Source organism: Pseudomonas sp. GM60 (genome assembly GCF_000282415.1).
Taxonomy (GTDB): Bacteria; Pseudomonadota; Gammaproteobacteria; order Pseudomonadales; family Pseudomonadaceae; genus Aquipseudomonas; species Aquipseudomonas migulae.
The window spans coordinates 1-17,333 of the sequence record NZ_AKJI01000108.1; the positions used below are offsets into that span (position 1 = coordinate 1).

Here is a 17,333-nt window from a genome sequence, read left to right on the forward strand (position 1 = left end):
TGTAGGAGCTGGCTTGCCGGCGATGGCGTCATCACGGCCGCCACCGCTTCGCCAGCAAGCCGGCTCCTACAGGTCAAAACGATCCAGGTTCATCACCTTCGTCCAGGCCGCTACGAAGTCTTTGACGAATTTCTCCTTCGCATCACTGCTGGCATACAGTTCGGCCAAGGCCCGCAGTTGCGCATTCGAGCCAAAGACCAGATCGACCCGCGTCCCGGTCCATTTCACTTGGCCGGTTTTGCGATCGCGCCCTTCGAACTCCTGATTGGCGTCCGACACCGGCTTCCATTCCACCCCCATGTCCAGCAGGTTTTTGAAGAAGTCGTTGGTCAACGCCTCCGGTTGCTGGGTGAACACGCCGTGTCGGGTCTGCCCGACATTGGTGTTCAACACCCGCAAACCGCCCACGAGCACGGTCATCTCCGGTGCGCTGAGGGTCAGTTGTTGCGCCTTGTCGATCAACAGGTGTTCGGCCGAAACGCGGTAGCGGGTTTTCAGGTAGTTGCGGAAACCATCGGCGATGGGTTCGAGGAAGCCGAAGGATTCGACGTCCGTCTGCTCTTGCGAGGCGTCCGTCCGTCCCGGTGTGAACGGCACCGTCACGCTGTGACCGGCATTTTTTGCGGCTTGTTCGACACCGGCGCTGCCGGCCAGCACGATCAGGTCCGCCAGCGAGATTTTCTTGCCGGTGTTGTTGAACTCACGCTGAATGCTTTCCAGTTTCGCCAGCACACTCGCCAGTTGTTCGGGCTGGTTGGCTTGCCAGGATTTCTGTGGCGCCAGTCGCAGGCGTCCACCGTTGGCGCCGCCACGTTTGTCGGAGCCACGGAAGCTCGACGCCGCCGCCCAGGCCGTTGATACCAGCTGCGAGACGCTCAGGCCAGAGGCGAGGATTTTGCTCTTGAGTGCTGCGACGTCACTGTCGTTGACCAAGGCATGGTCGACCGGCGGAATCGGGTCTTGCCACAACAGTTCTTCCTTGGGCATTTCCGGGCCGAGGTAGCGCGAGAGCGGGCCCATGTCGCGGTGGATCAGCTTGAACCAGGCGCGGGCGAAGGCATCGGCCAACTGATCCGGATTGGCCAGGAAGCGCCGGGCAATCGGTTCATAGATCGGGTCGAAGCGCAGCGCCAGGTCCGAGGTGAGCATGGTCGGGTTACGCCGCTTGGACGGGTCGTGTGCATCCGGAATGGTACCGGCCCCGGCGCCGTTTTTTGCCACCCACTGGTTAGCGCCTGCCGGGCTTTTGCTCAACTCCCACTCGAAGCCGAACAGGTTTTCCAGGTAGTTGTTGCTCCACCGGGTGGGCGTGGTGGTCCAGGTCACTTCCAGCCCGCTGGTGATGGTGTCCGGGCCTTTGCCGGTGCCGAAGCTGTTTTTCCAGCCAAGGCCCTGGGCTTCGAGACCGGCGGCTTCCGGCTCGGCACCGACGTTGTCGGCAGGGCCGGCGCCGTGGGTTTTACCGAAGGCGTGGCCGCCGGCGATCAGGGCCACGGTTTCTTCGTCGTTCATGGCCATGCGGCCGAACGTTTCGCGGATGTCCAGGGCCGAAGCGACGGGATCGGGATTGCCTTCCGGACCTTCCGGGTTCACATAGATCAGGCCCATCTGCACGGCGGCCAGTGGGTTTTCCAGATTGCGCCCCTCATCGGTACGGCTGTCTTCATTTTTCCCGGGCTCGGCCACCAGTGGAACATCGCCGGGTGCTTGCACGGGTTTTTGCGCTTTGTCGTAGCGAACGTCACCGCCCAGCCATTTGTTTTCCGAGCCCCAATAAACGTCTTCATCGGGTTCCCAGACGTCCGCGCGGCCACCGGAAAAACCAAAGGTCTTGAAGCCCATCGACTCCAGCGCGACGTTACCGGTGAGGACGATCAGGTCGGCCCAGGAAATGTTGTTGCCATACTTTTGCTTGATCGGCCACAGCAACCGGCGCGCCTTGTCGAGACTGACGTTGTCCGGCCAGCTGTTGAGCGGGGCAAAGCGTTGCTGACCGGAACCGGCACCGCCACGACCATCACCGGTGCGGTATGTGCCGGCGGCGTGCCAGGCCATGCGAATGAACAGCGGCCCATAGTGACCGAAGTCTGCTGGCCACCAGTCTTGTGAGTCGGTCATCAGTGCAGTCAGGTCGCGCTTGACCGCGCCAAAGTCGAGTTTTTTGAACGCTTCGGCGTAGTTGAAGCCCTCGTCCATGGGGTCTGACAGGGACGAGTGCTGGTGCAGGATCTTCAGATTCAGTTGGTTCGGCCACCAGTCGCGGTTGGTGGTGCCACCGCCTGCGGCATGATTGAACGGGCATTTCGATTCGTTTGCCATGTGCGAGCTACCTTTGGTCGTGTTCATCCGGCTATCGGGCCCGGGGCGGGCGTTAAATAGCAACGAGCGGAATCAAGGACATAGGCTGCAGGGCCAGCAGTTGGATCAACTGATTGTGGTGACCACACGGGAATTCTGAACAGCGGCAATCAGGTTGCCTGCGCGGTGGCCCACGGGTGGCCTAGTCAAGCTTCGGGCTCATTCCTGTCTCCTTTTCAGCGCTAATCCGGCCGGCTTATGGCGCCAGCGCAGACTAAGGTTAGACCTGAGTCGGGAAGTCAGCTAATAGGGCGAGTGTTGGGGCGTGATAGACGTACTCTTTCAATCTGGCGCCCGGAAACATTTCAAGGCCTCGGTTGTTTACGCTACTGGCTGGGTGCCACAATACTTCTTTGACGAAGCATCATGATCAGGCGGATCAAATGGACGGACTCGGACCCCGGTATGACCCGGATGCTTTGATAGCAGCGCAGGTACGCACTGATCGCCTGCACCAGTTGTTCCATCAGTCGGTGACGGCGATTCCGGGCAGTGTCCTGGCGGCGATCATGCTGTGCCTGCTGTGTTGGGAGCGCTTCGATCACCACGTCATTTTTTGGTGGATGGGCATTCTGACGGCGTCGACCTCATTGCGCGTCGCGATGTTTATCGCCTATTTCCGCAGTGACAAAAGTACGCGCACGCCTGAGCAATGGGAGTGGAAATACTGGAGCACGCTGGTGTTATCTGCCGGTATCTGGGGCGCGGGAGCGCTGGCATTGATGCCCCCGGACGATATTCTGGCTCAGTCACTGGTCATGCTTTTTACCGTCGGGATGTCGGTCAGTGCGGTGTCCTGCTATTCGGCCTACCGATACATGACGCTGGTGTCCATTGGCCTGGTGTTGTTGCCGTGCACGATATGGCTGTTGTTCCAGCCGTCAGCGATGCAAGTCGGCATGGCACTGGCGGTGCTGGTGTTTGCCTCCTTCGTGGCCAGCGCTACCCGCAAACTCTCCGATGCGGTGGAAACCGCCTTTCGATTGACCCGTGAAATGGAACAGGCGCACCGCATTTCCAATCTTGCCGCGCAGACCGATGAGCTCACGGGCCTGAGGAATCGCCGGGCTTTTTTCGAGCACGCCCAGCAGTTGCACAGTTACTGCAAAAACAATCAGCTGCCGCTGTGCGCCGTGATGCTGGATATGGATCACTTCAAACACATCAACGACACCTATGGTCATCAGGTCGGGGATCAGGTGCTGAGTCAGATGGGCCTGGTCATCAGCACCTCGTTTCGTGAAACGGATGTCTACGGCAGGCTGGGGGGAGAGGAGTTCGCCATTCTGCTCCCGGACACCTCGATTGAAGAAACCCTGAACATTGCCGAGCAACTCATCCGCTCCATTGCCGAACTGATGACCGGGCCGGTGCATTGCATAACGGCCAGCCTCGGTGTCGCGTCGATGGACGCCTCCGACCTTGATTTGCACAGCTTGATGAACAACGCCGACAAGGCCCTGTATCGAGCCAAGGCCCGTGGCCGAAACCAGATCGCCGTTTCCGAGTGATGCCGTGCAAGGCTTGTGACCTGGCGGTCATTCAAGTTGCACCGGCAGAGCGCGCTTCTATATAGTGGCAAAATAATATCAACTATAAATAATTTGCCGGCAGGGCTGCATTCACACCGTTGGGCGCTCCGTGCTGGTTGAAGAATCGCGCACTTGAGAATGTCCATGCCTAATCGCTCTCTGCACTTCAAGCTGTTCTGGACGGCCCTGATCGGGACCGTCGTTGTCATGGCGCTGCTGCTGGGCTCCATCGCCTATATCGCTTATGGCTCCTCCGTCAAAGAAACCGCCGCGCTGGTCGACACGGTCGTCAAGGCCAATGCCAAGGAAGTGGAAGTCGAACTGGGTGTCGGTTTTACCGTCGCCGAATCGCTGGCCAGCGTCGCAACGGCCATGCAGCAACAGCACGTTGATCGCAAGACCGCCGATGCCGTGACCCGCCAACTGTTTGAAGCCAATCCGCAACTTTTGGGCCTGGGGCAGTATTGGGAAACCAACGCCTTCGATGGCAAGGACAGCGAATTCGCCAACCAGCCGAATCACGACGCCACCGGCCGTTACCTGACCTACTGGAACCGTGCGAGTGGCTCGGTGAAATCGGAAGCGCTCAGCGGTTATGCCCCGGAAAATGCCGATAACCAGTACTACTATCAGCCGCTGCACAGCCGTCAGCCGTGGGCTTCCGAACCGTTTGCCTACAGCACGGGCAGCGGCCAGAAAGTCATGATGGTATCGATCATGGCGCCGCTGTTGCAGGGCGGCAAAGCCCTGGGCGTGGCGGGTGTCGATATCCCGCTTGAAAGCATCAATCGGCAACTGGCGAAAATCGATGCCTACAAAGGTTATGGCGCTCTGGTTTCGAGCAACGGCCTGTACGCCAGCCACCCTGATGCGAAGCGTTTGAGCCAGCCGGCCGACGATTTGCCGACGGCTGCCAAAGAGGCGATCAAGGCCGGTCAGCCGTATGACTTCCAGCGCGATGGCTGGGGTTATGTGCTGCAACCGGTGCGCATCGGCAAAGCACCGAACACTTGGGCGCTGATGGTGGCGTACCCGCTGGCCGAAGCCATGGCGGGCATCAATCAGTTCCTCTGGACCGCCGTCGTCATCGGCCTGGTGGCGCTGTTGGCATTGGCCATCGTGCTCTGGCATTTGCTCGCGTGGCACATTCGTCCGCTGTCCGGCCTGACGGTCGGCATCCAGGCCTGGGGCGGCGAATTGGGCCTGCGATTTGAACAACGCAGCGGCGATGAAACCGGCAAACTGGCGGGCGCATTCAACCAGTTTATCCAGCGCCTGGGGGATCTGGTGGGATCGATTCGCCACAGCAGCGGCGCCCTGATGCAGATCTCCAATCACCTGGGCGATACCACTCAGGCCGTTGCCGACCGGGCGACGTCGCAGCACACCGCAACCGAAGAAATGGCCAGCGGCGTCACCGCGCTGGCGCACTCGGTCACCGAGATGTCGCAGCAAGCCGAAGACGTGGAGCAACTGGCGCGCAACACCGAAGAGCTGACCAAGCATATCTCCGGCGATATGAACCAGACCCTGGCCGGGATCACCCACATCGACCAGACCATGGACGACGTTGCCGGCACTGTGGGCGACCTGGAAAAACGCTCGCAGCAGATTGCCGGGATCATCGCGGTGATTCGCAGCATCGCCGACCAGACCAACCTCCTGGCCTTGAACGCTGCAATCGAAGCCGCACGGGCAGGCGAGCAAGGTCGTGGTTTCGCCGTGGTGGCGGACGAAGTGCGGCAACTGGCAGAACGCACCAGCCGCTCGACCGGTGAAATCGGCGAGATGATCGGCGCCATCGGTTCTGATGTGCGCAACACCGTTGCCAACGTCCAGCAAGTCGGCGAAGCGGTGCGTCTGGGCGTGGTGCAACTGACCACCTCGGCGCAAGGTGTTGATCAGATTCGCCAGCATGCCCAGGACATTCTGACGCGCATCAGCGAAGTGGCGCGCCAGACCCAAAGCCAGGCCGCCACCGGTGAGCAATTATCCGTCGCCATCCAGGGTGTCAGCCGCATCTCCGAGCAGAACGATCACGCGATCCGCAGCCTGCTCGATCAGTCGCTGCAATTACGCGATCAGGCCGGGTCGTTGAACCAGCAACTGACGCAATTCAAGGATTGAGAACTGCCTGCAGGAGGCGGCGAAATCTTGCGTCGTCGCCGCTGGCCACCGGCGCTCAGGCTTTTTCGCACGGACAGTGGCAGTTAATGCGCGGGGTGTTTGATGACAGTATTCTGTCTGCATAACAATCACCGCTGAATTGTGCGAGCGCCAACCCTTGAAGAGTCGAGCATTGCTGGTTGGGGTGGACATGGGCACCTCAAGCACTCGAGTCGTTGTCATGGACGAAAACGGCCGCAACCTGAGCGCCGCCAGTCGCCCCACACGTTTGTTGAATCCCGCACGTCAGGTGTTCGAACAGAGCCCTGACGAACTGTATGCCTCGGTCCTGCTGGCGATAAAGGATGCCTTGAGTCAGTCCGACTTCCAGCTCGCGGACGTTGGCGGCCTGGCGATTTGCGGACAGATGGCCGGGATTTCCACCATCGGCCGGGACTGGGAGGCGACCACGCCCTATGACTCGTGGCTGGATCTGCGTTGCGCCAGTCAGGTCCCGCGACTGAAGGCCTGCGAGCCACAGATCATCCAATGCTCGGGTGGCCCGGTGAGTGCCAATCACGCGGCGAAATGGCTGTATTGGCGCGAGGAGCAACCACACACCTATCGCAAGATCAGCAAGATCATCATGCCGGCCGCGTATGTCGCGGGGCGCATGGCCGACTTGAACAGCGATGCCGCGTTCATGGATTACACCTACCTGGGCTTCAACAGTTTTGCCGACAGCCAGGCGATGCAATGGAACACTTCGCTCATTGAGGCATTCGGCCTTGAGGCCGACCGGCTGCCCACGCTGATAAAACCCTGGGATCGCATCGGCTCGGTCGGCCCCAGTGCGTCGAGCGTTTGCGGACTGTTGGCCGGCACGCCGATTTATGCCGGCTGTGGGGATATCGCCGCCTCGTTGCTGGGCACCAGGGCCTTCACGCCGGGGCAACTGTTCGACATTGCCGGCACCGGTTCAGTGTTGGCGACGTTGCTCGACCACTATGCGGTCGACTCCCAGCACAACACCCTCACCACGTTCCGGCATTGCATCCCCGAGCTGTTTTATTCGATGGCCTACGTCGGTGGGGCCGGCATCAGTCTCAATCGGTTCGGTCTCGATGGTGCCGAATGCCAACAACTCGAACAGCGGGCCGCCGCGCCGTTGGCCGAGCGCAATAAATTATTGTTCTTGCCCCATCTCGGCGGGCGCCATGCGCCGTTCGATGCCTCGCTGGCCGGAGCCTTCGTCGGTCTCGACTGGACCCACGACCGCAGCGACCAATACCGGGCGATGCTGGAGTCGATTGCCTACGAATACGCGCGTTTTCTCGGGTGCATGAAGGACATGCAGATCGTTGTCGATCAGGGTGATGTATTCAGTCTGGGCGGCGGCTCCGGCAGCCAGCTGTTTAACCAGATCAAGGCCGATGTGCTGGGCCTGCCTTATCGCAAACCCCCAGCCGCCGAGTACGGTGTGCTCGGCGCAGCCATGTTGGCAGGGCACGGTGCCGGGGTGTTCGCAGATTTGCAGCAGACCGCTACTGATTGGCCGAGTCCGGACGAAACCCTGACCTTGCCCGACGTTTCAAAACAGGCGTTCTATGCCGGCATGCGCAAGGCCTATGAGCGGATGCTGACAAACCTCAAGCCGGTATTTGCCGATCTGCAGGCGGTTTCGCTTCCCTGAGCACGATGGCGTCGGGCGTCGGGCTCAGAATGTGTCGCGACGCGGTGTCGAGGTGCTTGAAGTACTGAACGGCAAACTCGACAAAAGATCTGACCCGTGGCGGCAATTTCTTCCCGCCTTCGGTGAGCAAATGGAACCCCGTGGTAGGGCATTGATAGTCTTCCAGCAGCGGCACCAGCCGCTTGGCCTGAATGTCCTCCGCCACCTCCCAGACCGACTTCCAGATAATTCCCAAACCTTGAACCGCCCACTGGCGCAGGGTAAAGCCGTCGTTGGCCAGCCGGTTGCCCTTGACCTGAATCGTGGTTGGCACGCCCTTGCTGATGAACTTCCAGCGATCCAGTGCAAAGTCGGCGCGCAGTTGCACCAGGCAGTTGTGTTGATGCAGGTCTTCGGGGTGCAGGGGAGTGCCGTGTTGTTCAAGGTACTGCGGCGAACAGCAGACCATTTGCCGGTCCACACCCAGGCTGCGGGCGATCAGCGAGCTGTCCGGCAGGTCGCCGAAACGGATCGCGATGTCCGAGCCGGACTCGACGAAGTCCAGTATCCGGTCAGTGAAAAACAGGCGGATGCTGACATGCGGATTTTCGCGGATAAACGCATCGACCAATTGGCTGACCCACTGCCGACCCAGGTCGGTCGGGCAGGTCAGGCCGATGGTGCCCAGCAGGTCGCTTTGACCGTTTTTGATGACGCTGTCGAGCGCATCAACCTGTTCGAGAATTTTCAGGGCGTTCTCAAACAGCAACTGCCCTTCGGCGGTGGGGCTCAGGCTGCGGGTGTTGCGCTTGAGCAAGCGCAAACCATAGAACTCCTCCATCGCCTTGAGCCGGCCACTCATGGCCGCTGGCGACAGGCCCATTTGTCGTCCGGCGGTTGAAAGTGACCCGGTCTGCACGACCAGGCGAAACATTCGCATGTCCTGTAATCGATCAACCATGGCAGTTCGTCTCGCGGAAGTTTCTTGTTAGTTGTTCATGAAGTATCGGCCGATTATTCAGTTAAAGCCATATTGTCGGCGGCGTTGATAAGTACGGCCATAAACATGAGAGCCCCTTGGGGCGGGCGTTTCAGGGCACTTGTGAAGGTAATTCAAATGAGTTTGTTGTTGGCTTCACCTTTCGGAATAGTTGAAAAGTCAATTTTTTAAAAGTGAATAGAAAATGCTGGGTGATTGTTAATAATGAATGCCTGCGCTTGATGAGTCACAATAAGAAGAGGGTTTATGTATGCGTGTTCAATATCAAGAGGCCACCCCAGCGATTGATCTGGCCGGCCAATTCAAATTGGCGATGGGTCGCTTCGCCTCCTCCATAACCCTGATCACCACACTCGATGATGACGGCCACCCCCATGGTCTGGCGGCCACCGCTTTTTCTTCGGTGTCGATGGACCCCGCGTCGGCGCTGATCTGCATCAACCGAAGCGCCAGCGCCTCACCCATGATCAAACGCTCCGGGCTGTTCTGCGTGAACATGCTGCAAAACAACCACGAACCGATCTGCAAGATTTTCAGCCAGCCGGACCTGCGCGAGCAGCGCTTCGTCGCAGGCGAGTGGCAGACCGGCATGCACGGCATTCGTTACCTGGTCGACGCGCAGGCTGCGATCTTTTGCGAAGTAGTGCAGGAAATCGAACACGGCACGCACACCATATTCATCGGCAACGTCATTGATGTGATTACGCAACCTCTGGAAGAGCCGCTTCTGTATATGGGCGGGCGTTACAGGGAACTTGGGATTTAAACAGTCGTTGTGTCTTGCTCGGTCTTATAACAATTAGATAAGAAGTGGATGTGGGTATGAATAATCAGTTGCTGGTGAAATCAAGACTGTCCGGATCCATTCCCAAGTGGATCGGACTGGACACCAATGTCGCAGGCCCGATGATCGGCCTTTTATTGTTATGCACGGTATTAACAGTCTTCACCGATAGTTTTCTGACGTTGAGTAACCTGCTCAACGTACTGGATCAAGTCACCGTGCTCGGCATCATGGCGCTGGGCATGACGCTGGTGATTCTCATCGGCGGTATCGACCTGTCCGTGGGCGCGGTGCTCGCGGTGGCGATCATGGTCATGAGCTGGCTCGAACAGGTGCTCGGCTTGCCGATGTGGGTCGCCATGCTCGGTGCGATCGCTGCCGGTGCGGCGTGTGGTTCAACCACGGCGTTGATGGTGGTCAGGGCAGGGTTGCCGTCTTTCATTGCGACGCTGGCAATGATGTCCATCGCTCGCGGGCTGGCCTACATGGTCACTGACGGCGCGCAAGTCAGCGGTTTCCCGGAGTGGTTCAGCAACCTCTCGGTGATTCGCTACGGCGGTGTGCTGTCGCTGACCGTGACCTGCTTCATCGTGCTGGCCCTGGTGTTCTGGTTCGTTCTCAAGTTCACCGTCCCCGGCCGCAGCTTGTACGCCATCGGCGGCAGCAGCAAGGTGGCCAAGCTCGCCGGCATTCGCGTCAAGGGCTACACCAGTGCCGTCTACATCATCTCGGGCATTTGCGCCGCGTTGGGCGGAATCATCATGACCTCGCGCCTGGACACTGCCGGAGCGGGCGCCGGCGTCGGTTATGAGCTGGATGTGATCGCGGCGGTGGTCATCGGTGGCGGCAGCCTCAAGGGCGGCGCCGGCAGCGTGGTCGGCACGATTGTCGGCGTACTGATCATCGGCGTTTTGCGCAACGGCTTGAACCTGGCCGGCATCTCTCCCTTCGTCCAGCAAGTGGTCATCGGCGCGGTGATTGCCTTCGCGGTGATGCTCGATCTGCTCAAGCGCAAAGCTGACTGAACCCCTGTGGTCGAACCGTCCAACACACAATAAAAAGGATAAAGACATGAACCTCCACGCATTTTCGCGGCGCTTTCTGTGGCTGCCGCTGTTGACCTGCATGATGTCGGCAGGCGTTCACGCCGAGAGTAAACCGGTGGAACAAATCACTGTCGGGATGTCGATCCCGAGCCTGCAATGGGTGTTCTACCTGATGGTCCGTGACGGCGTCATGGAACAGGCCAAGACCCTGGGCATCAAGAACGTGCTGGTGGCCGACGCACAAGCCGATCCCGCCCGCCAGGTCAGCCAGATTCAGGACATGTTGAGCAAGGGCATCGATGTGCTGCTCTATACCGCCACGGGCAGCGCGGCGTCGGCCGTGCCGGTGCGGCTGGCGCGTCAGCAGGGTGTGCCGGTGATCTGCATCGACAATTTCCCGAAGAACGTCGAATGCGATGCCTACATCTCCACCGATAACCTGGCGGCAGCGGGTGAGCTGGCCCGGCAGATGATCGCGCTGACCGGGGGCAAGGCTGAAATCGGCCTGCTCCAGGGCACCTTGGGCGACTCGACGGAAGTGGCTCGGGCCAAGGGCCTGAACGCGGTGCTGTCCCAGGCGCCGGAGATGAAAATCGTCGACCAGAAACCTACCGACTGGCTACAGGACAACGGCTTCAAAGTCGCCCAGGACATGCTGCAAAAGAACCCGAAGATCAACGTCTTCATCGGCCGTTCCGATGCCCCGGCGCTCGGTGCCGCGCAGGCGGTCAAAGTCGCCAACATCGATCACAAGGTCTGGGTGTTCGGCTACGACGGTTTGCCGTCGGCCCTGGAAGCCATCCGCGACGGCAAGCTGGACATGACCATTACCCAGCAAGCGGTGGAAATGGGCCGTACAGCCTTACGCACTGCGGTGAATCTGCAACAAGGCAAACCGGTCGAGAAGACCCAGCTGCTGCCGGCCTTCGTCACCACCCGGGAAAACGTCGCGGCTTTCCTTGAGCAACATCCTTGAGATCGGCGAAGGAGGGCACGTCATGAAAGCGATCACCAGCGATCAGGCGCCGCTGTTCAGCGCCTGCAACATCGGAAAATCCTTCAACTCGGTCAAGGTGCTGGAGGACATCAGTCTCGATATCGGTTACGGGGAAGTGGTGGCGCTGCTGGGGGAAAACGGTGCGGGCAAATCGACCTTTTCCTCCATCGTCGCCGGAGCGCTGACGCCGTCCAAAGGCACGATGTTCCTCGCCGGCCAGCCCTATGCACCGACCGGTCCGGGGGCGGCGATTGCCCTGGGGATCAACATGATTCATCAGGAGATCCATCTGCTGCCTGACCTGAGCGTGGCCGAGAACGTTTTCCTCGGCCATCTACCGACCCGGGACGGGATCATCGACCGCAAGCACATGTACCGCGAGACAGAAAAACAGCTGCGTCGACTGGGCCTCGATATCTCGCCGGACACCCCTGTGCGCCAGTTGAAAATCGCCGCGCAGCAACTGGTGGAGATTGCCCGGGCACTGACGTTCAATTCGCGGCTGCTGATCCTCGACGAACCGACGGCGGCGCTGGGCAAGGAAGAGACCGACCTGTTGTTCAGGCAGATCGAGGAGTTGAAGAAAGAGGGCGTTTCTTTCATCTACATCAGCCATCGGATGGAGGAGATTGCCAGGATCGCCGACAAGGTGGTGGTCATGCGCGATGGCCACCTCATTGCTCGCCACGAAACCGGAGCGGCCGATGTCAGCGTGCTGGTGTCGCAGATGGTCGGGCGTTCGATCGAGCGCTTGTTTCCGCAGTTGCCAGCGCCTCGTGAAGAGGTGGTGTTGAATGTCGAACAGTTGTCGGACAAGGCCGGGCGCTTCCACGACATTTCGTTTTCGGTGAAGGCCGGCGAAGTCTTCGGCATCGCGGGCATCGTCGGCGCCGGCCGCACGGAGCTGGTTCAGGCGATTGCCGGGTTGAGTGCGGTGAATCACGGCAAGGTGATGCTGGGTGACCGGCACCTGCCGGCCAACAACGTGCTGGCGGCGATACGTGCCGGCGTGGTGCTGATTCCCGAAGACCGCAAGTCCGAAGGTGTGGTGCTGAGCCAGACCATTGCCGAAAACCTTGCCTACTGCAATCTCGACAGCCTGAGCTCCTGCGGCGTCATGGCCAATCAGCGGGTGCTGGCGTTTGCCCAGGAGCGCATTGCGACACTGGGGATCAAGGGCCTGGCGGAACAGATGCTCGACAAGTTGTCGGGCGGCAATCAGCAGAAAGTGGTCATCGCGAAATGGATCGCGCGCAACCCGAAAGTCATCATTCTCGATGAGCCGACACGGGGCATCGATATGGGCGCGCGGGCGGCGATTTACGAGTTGATCATCGAACTGTCGAAGACCGGCGTGTCGGTGATTGTCGTGAGTTCCGACCTTGAGGAAGTCATCGGTTTGTCCCATCGGGTGATGGTCATGGCGCGCGGTTGTTCCCAAGGGATTTTGCACCGGCCGCAGATCGCGCCCGACACCATCATGACCCTGGCCACTGCTTGATAACGGGCTGTCACTGAGGAGCTCCATCATGTCTACCCCGTATCAACCGCTACCTTACCGGCCCTTTACCGAGTTGCTCGACTTGCGCGGTAAAACCGCCGTCGTCACCGGCGGTGGCAGTGGCATCGGGTTCGCCATCAGCCAACGGCTGGCCGAAGCCGGGGCCAACGTGCTGATCGGCAGCCTGGCGCCGGAGCGTTGCCATGAACTGATCGAAGCCGGTTTTGCCGTTTCGTTCCTGGCCACCGACGTCTGTCGGCCCGCCGACATCCAGGGCCTGGCAGACACCGCCATCGAGCGTTACGGCCGTCTCGATATCTGGATCAACAACGCAGGTGTTTATCCGCTCAAGGCCGTTGACGACATTGATCCGGGTTTCTGGGATGAACTCCACGCCATCAATACGCGTGCGGTGTTTCTGGGGGCACAGGCCGCTCAACGGCAGATGCGCAAACAGGCGAGCGCCGGGGCGATTGTCAATCTGTCGTCGATTTGCGGTCACCGACCGATGGCCAATCACTGCACCTACGACGCGTCAAAAGGCGCGGTGCTGGCGATGACGCGAAGCCTGGCCAAGGACCTGAGCGCCTTCAACATTCGCGTCAACTCGGTATCCCCCGGGCTGACGGCAACGCCAGGCAATCTGGAGCCGGAGTTGCTGGAGCAACACCGGCAGAACAACGTGTTGAACAACATTGCACTGGGTCGGCCGGCAGAGCCCTTCGAGATCGCCAATGCGGTGCTGTTTCTGGTGTCGCCGCTGGCCTCCTACGTGACGGGTATCGATCTGTTGGTGGACGGCGGCTGGTTGCTGCACGGCAGTTGAAGAGGCGCGGCTGATTGCGCTTGCTCAAGCCGATCGCCGCGAAAAATTGAACGCATCCCTTGAACGTTGCGACTTGCAGCGCCGGCACTGGCACGCCTGCAAAACGAGCGCACGTCCTGAAAGCGGTGTGCTGCGCATAGAAATCAAGCAGCGCACCGGTCACTGAAAACAGCAGGAGAACGACATGAAACTTGCCATGTTCATGCAGCCCCTTCATCACAAGGGCTGGGATTATCACGAGATGTACGATCAGGATATTGCCTGCGCCGTCCACGCCGACGCCGTCGGTTTTGATGAGCTTTGGGTCGGCGAGCACACCTCGCAACGCACGGAGCCGGTGACCAATGCCCTGCAATTCATGTCCGCCCTGATTCCGCTGACCCGGCGCATGAAATTGTGCACCGGGGTGCTGAACCTGCCGCATCATTTTCCGGCGCGAATTGCCGCCGATGCCGCGATGTTCGATCACATGTCCAAGGGCCGTTTCATCATGGGCATCGGCCCGGGTGGCCTGGCCTCGGATTTCGAGGTGTTCGGCAGCAACGGCAAGGACCGTGGACAGATGATGGTCGAATGCTACGAGATGATCCGCGCCATCTGGAACTCAAGCGCCCCTTACGAGTTTTCCTCGGAACACTTCCAGGTCAGCCTCAAGGACTCGGTGAATCACGAGCTGGAAATCGGCTACATGCCGACGCCGTTCCAGAAGCCGTTCCCACGGGTTGCAACCACGGCCATGAGCCCGTTTTCCGGAACGGCGAAACTGGCTGGGGCCAAAGACTGGGACCTGATGTCGGCCAACTTCAACCCGACGGCGACCGTGGCCTCCCATTGGCTGGCTTACTGCCAGGGCGCCGAAAGTGCCGGGATCAAGGCCGATGCGAACAACTGGCGCGTGGCCCGTTCGGTGTTCGTCGCCGACTCCCAGGCCCAGGCCGAAGACTACCTGGCACAAGACAGCTGCACCCTGCGCCGTTACTTCGATTACATGATCGATAACCTGTCGTCCAACAACTACACCAAGATCTTCAAGACCCGCCCCGACATGACCGACGCGGAAGTGACGGTCGATCACTGCATCAAGGAAATGGTGATTTACGGCGACGTGAATTCCGTGACCGAACAACTGGTCGCGTTCAGTGAGCAGACCGGGCCGTTCGGCACCTTGATGACCGCCTTCCACGAGTGGGATGACGAAGCACTGTGGCGGCGCTCGATGGAGCTGACGGCGCAGCAGGTCATGCCCCGTCTGAACGACTACATGACACCTCGTTTGAAAGCGCAGTAATCGCCTTGTCGCGATTGCGTGCGTGTGTACGGCCACGTCCCGGATGTGGCCGCAACTTTGGTAATGCGCCTGGACACTACACATGACTGATTTGACAAGACAGGACCTGCGCGAAGGTGATCGCGCGTTCGAACTGACCGCCACTGAACTGGCTCGCCTGCGGGAAAAAGCCCAGTTCATTCGCCTGGAAACCATCCGGCTGATCGAGATCGCCAAGGTCGGTCACTACACCTCGGTTTTTTCCGCCGCCGAGTTGTTTGCCGCGCTGTATTACGACGTGATGGACCTGCGGTTTGGCGAACCGAAATGGCCTGATCGCGACCGCTTCATGATGGGCAAGGGGCATGCGGCGGTGGGCCTGTTTCCGGTGCTGGTGGAGTGGGGCTTCTTTGCGAAAGAGATCCTCGATAACTACACGCGCCTCGGCAACCCGCTGGGCGATCACCCCGACATGCGCAAAGTGCCGGGCGTGGATTTCTCCTCCGGTTCCATCGGGCACGCCTTGTCCGGCGGCCTGGGCATGGCATTGGCCGGGCGCATGCTCGGCAAGTCGTTCACCACCTACGTGATGCTCGGCGACGGTGAAATGCAGGAAGGGCAGGTCTGGGAAGCGGCGCTGGGAGCGGCTCACCATAAAGTCCACAACCTGGTGGCGATCATCGACCGTAACGGCTACCAGCTCGACGGCAATATCGACGACGTCATCGGCATCGAACCGCTGGCGGACAAATGGATCGCCTTCGGTTGGGAAACCCACGTGGTCGACGGGCATGACCTGGCGGCGGTCACCCGTCTGTTGCGTCGCCTCAAGGCCGATACCACTCGCACGCAGCCGGTCTGCATCATCGCCAACACGGTGAAAGGCAAGGGCGTTTCCTACATGGAAACCGAGCCCGGCTGGCACCTCGGTTATCTCGATCCGGAAGATGCGCAACGTGCTATCGACGAAATCAAAAGCAAGGTGATTTAACTCATGAATACCGCACCTCTGTCGAACAACTCCTGGCAGTACCGGGAACTGAACAGCCAGACACCCAGCTTGAATGCCTTGTCCGATGCGCTGATCGAACTGGTCGAGCAGGGCGAGCCGATTGTCGCCGGCACCGCTGACTTGCAGTACTCCAACGGCCTGTCGAAATTTGCGCAGCTGCACCCGGAGCGCTTCGTGCAATTCGGGATTTCCGAGCAAAACATGGTGTCGGCGGCAGCCGGCATGGCGGCGGTGGGCATGAAGCCGTTTGTGGCGACGTTTGCCTCGTTTCTGCCGTTACTGTGCTGCGAGCAGATCCGCATGGACGTGGCGTACTCCGCGTTGCCGGTACGTTTGATCGGTCACCATGCGGGGATTTCCCTGGGCTTTTACGGCACCTCGCACCACGCCACTGAAGACCTGGCGATTATGCGTTCGATTGCCGACATCACAGTGGTCGCCCCGGCGGACGGCAATCAGCTCAAGGCGGCCATTCTGGCGTCGGCCAACTACCCGCAACCGATCTACTTCCGCATTCAGCGTGGGCGTGATCCGGTGGTGTATGAAACCGTTCCGGACTTTGTCTTCGGCAAAGCCACTGTGCACCTGACGGGCGATGAGCTGACGATCATTGCCACCGGCTCCACGGTTCACCCGGCCCTTGAAGCGGCTCGGGCGTTGAATGCCGCGGGGCGTTCGGTGGGGGTGATCGACATGACGACCATCAAGCCGCTGGACCGTGAGGCGGTGCTGACTGCGGCGCGCAATAGCCGGGCGATTCTGACGGTGGAAGAGCACAACATCATCGGCGGCTTGGGTGGGGCGGTGTGTGAGGTGGTTGCGGAAGAGGGCGTTGGGGTCAAAGTGCGGCGGCATGGCATTTACGACGAGTACAGCCTGATTGCGCCGCCGACTCATCTTTACCGGCATTACCGGCTTGATGCGGCCGGGATTGAAAGTGTGGCGCTGGAAGTGCTGGGTTGATTGCGCTTTTTTGCTGACTGATTGAGGCGGCTTTTGGTGAGGTCGCCTGAGGTTTTTCCCTTTGGGCGTTATGGGCCTGTACGTGTGACCGGGGTGTTCATTGACGAGCGCACTGGTTGCACGTTTTTTTTTGGCTTGGTGTTTGTGTGCATATCCGTTTCTGCGGTTATGGCGGCTGGCGGTTTCGCCCTTACGGCGAGTCACTTGCAAAAGCGGCAAGTAACCAAGCGCTCTTGCCCCTTTCGTTCGGTGGCTCGCTAAGGCTCGCC

The 17,333-nt window shown here is 59.9% G+C and carries 13 protein-coding genes; 11 read left to right on the top strand and 2 right to left on the bottom strand.

Going from position 1 to position 17,333, the window contains the following annotated elements; translation table 11 throughout:
- Window positions 1-66 precede the first annotated feature (66 nt).
- A complete protein-coding gene (gene katG, locus PMI32_RS05540) occupies window positions 67-2,319 on the bottom strand; it encodes a catalase/peroxidase HPI (protein ID WP_008033219.1) in 2,253 nt (750 codons plus the stop codon).
- A 422-nt stretch (window positions 2,320-2,741) separates the two neighbouring features.
- Between katG and PMI32_RS05535 the strand changes: the two genes are divergently transcribed.
- The 3 genes from PMI32_RS05535 (at window position 2,742) to PMI32_RS05525 (ending at window position 7,689) form a co-directional block, all read left to right on the top strand.
- Window positions 2,742-3,869, top strand: a complete 1,128-nt coding sequence (locus PMI32_RS05535) for a GGDEF domain-containing protein (RefSeq protein WP_008033220.1) — start codon at window positions 2,742-2,744, stop codon at window positions 3,867-3,869.
- 165 nt (window positions 3,870-4,034) lie between these two features.
- Window positions 4,035-6,017, top strand: coding sequence for a methyl-accepting chemotaxis protein (locus PMI32_RS05530; protein ID WP_008033222.1), 1,983 nt, complete (start codon window positions 4,035-4,037; stop codon window positions 6,015-6,017).
- A gap of 184 nt (window positions 6,018-6,201) precedes the next feature.
- Window positions 6,202-7,689, top strand: a complete 1,488-nt coding sequence (locus tag PMI32_RS05525) for a xylulokinase (protein ID WP_274517653.1) — start codon at window positions 6,202-6,204, stop codon at window positions 7,687-7,689.
- Here the strand turns inward: PMI32_RS05525 and PMI32_RS05520 are convergent.
- On the bottom strand, window positions 7,646-8,629 hold the full coding sequence (locus PMI32_RS05520; RefSeq protein WP_274517652.1) for a LysR family transcriptional regulator: 984 nt from the start codon (window positions 8,627-8,629) through the stop codon (window positions 7,646-7,648). The genes PMI32_RS05525 and PMI32_RS05520 overlap by 44 nt on opposite strands.
- Before the next feature lie 289 nt (window positions 8,630-8,918).
- Between PMI32_RS05520 and PMI32_RS05515 the strand changes: the two genes are divergently transcribed.
- The 8 genes from PMI32_RS05515 (at window position 8,919) to PMI32_RS05480 (ending at window position 17,064) form a co-directional block, all read left to right on the top strand.
- Complete coding sequence (locus PMI32_RS05515; protein ID WP_008033225.1) at window positions 8,919-9,434, top strand: flavin reductase family protein; 516 nt, start codon at window positions 8,919-8,921, stop codon at window positions 9,432-9,434.
- Window positions 9,435-9,490: 56 nt separating this feature from the next.
- Window positions 9,491-10,477, top strand: coding sequence for an ABC transporter permease (locus PMI32_RS05510; protein WP_008033226.1), 987 nt, complete (start codon window positions 9,491-9,493; stop codon window positions 10,475-10,477).
- 46 nt (window positions 10,478-10,523) lie between these two features.
- Window positions 10,524-11,474 carry a sugar ABC transporter substrate-binding protein gene (locus tag PMI32_RS05505; protein ID WP_008033227.1) on the top strand — a complete coding sequence of 317 codons (951 nt, stop codon included), beginning with the start codon at window positions 10,524-10,526 and terminating at the stop codon, window positions 11,472-11,474.
- A 22-nt stretch (window positions 11,475-11,496) separates the two neighbouring features.
- Window positions 11,497-12,996, top strand: coding sequence for a sugar ABC transporter ATP-binding protein (locus PMI32_RS05500; protein WP_008033229.1), 1,500 nt, complete (start codon window positions 11,497-11,499; stop codon window positions 12,994-12,996).
- Between the two features lie 28 nt (window positions 12,997-13,024).
- On the top strand, window positions 13,025-13,822 hold the full coding sequence (locus PMI32_RS05495) for an SDR family NAD(P)-dependent oxidoreductase (RefSeq protein WP_008033230.1): 798 nt from the start codon (window positions 13,025-13,027) through the stop codon (window positions 13,820-13,822).
- A 184-nt stretch (window positions 13,823-14,006) separates the two neighbouring features.
- Window positions 14,007-15,110, top strand: a complete 1,104-nt coding sequence (locus PMI32_RS05490; RefSeq protein WP_008033231.1) for an LLM class flavin-dependent oxidoreductase — start codon at window positions 14,007-14,009, stop codon at window positions 15,108-15,110.
- 82 nt (window positions 15,111-15,192) lie between these two features.
- On the top strand, window positions 15,193-16,080 hold the full coding sequence (locus tag PMI32_RS05485) for a transketolase (protein WP_008033232.1): 888 nt from the start codon (window positions 15,193-15,195) through the stop codon (window positions 16,078-16,080).
- A 3-nt stretch (window positions 16,081-16,083) separates the two neighbouring features.
- Window positions 16,084-17,064, top strand: coding sequence for a transketolase family protein (locus PMI32_RS05480; protein WP_008033233.1), 981 nt, complete (start codon window positions 16,084-16,086; stop codon window positions 17,062-17,064).
- Window positions 17,065-17,333 lie beyond the last annotated feature (269 nt).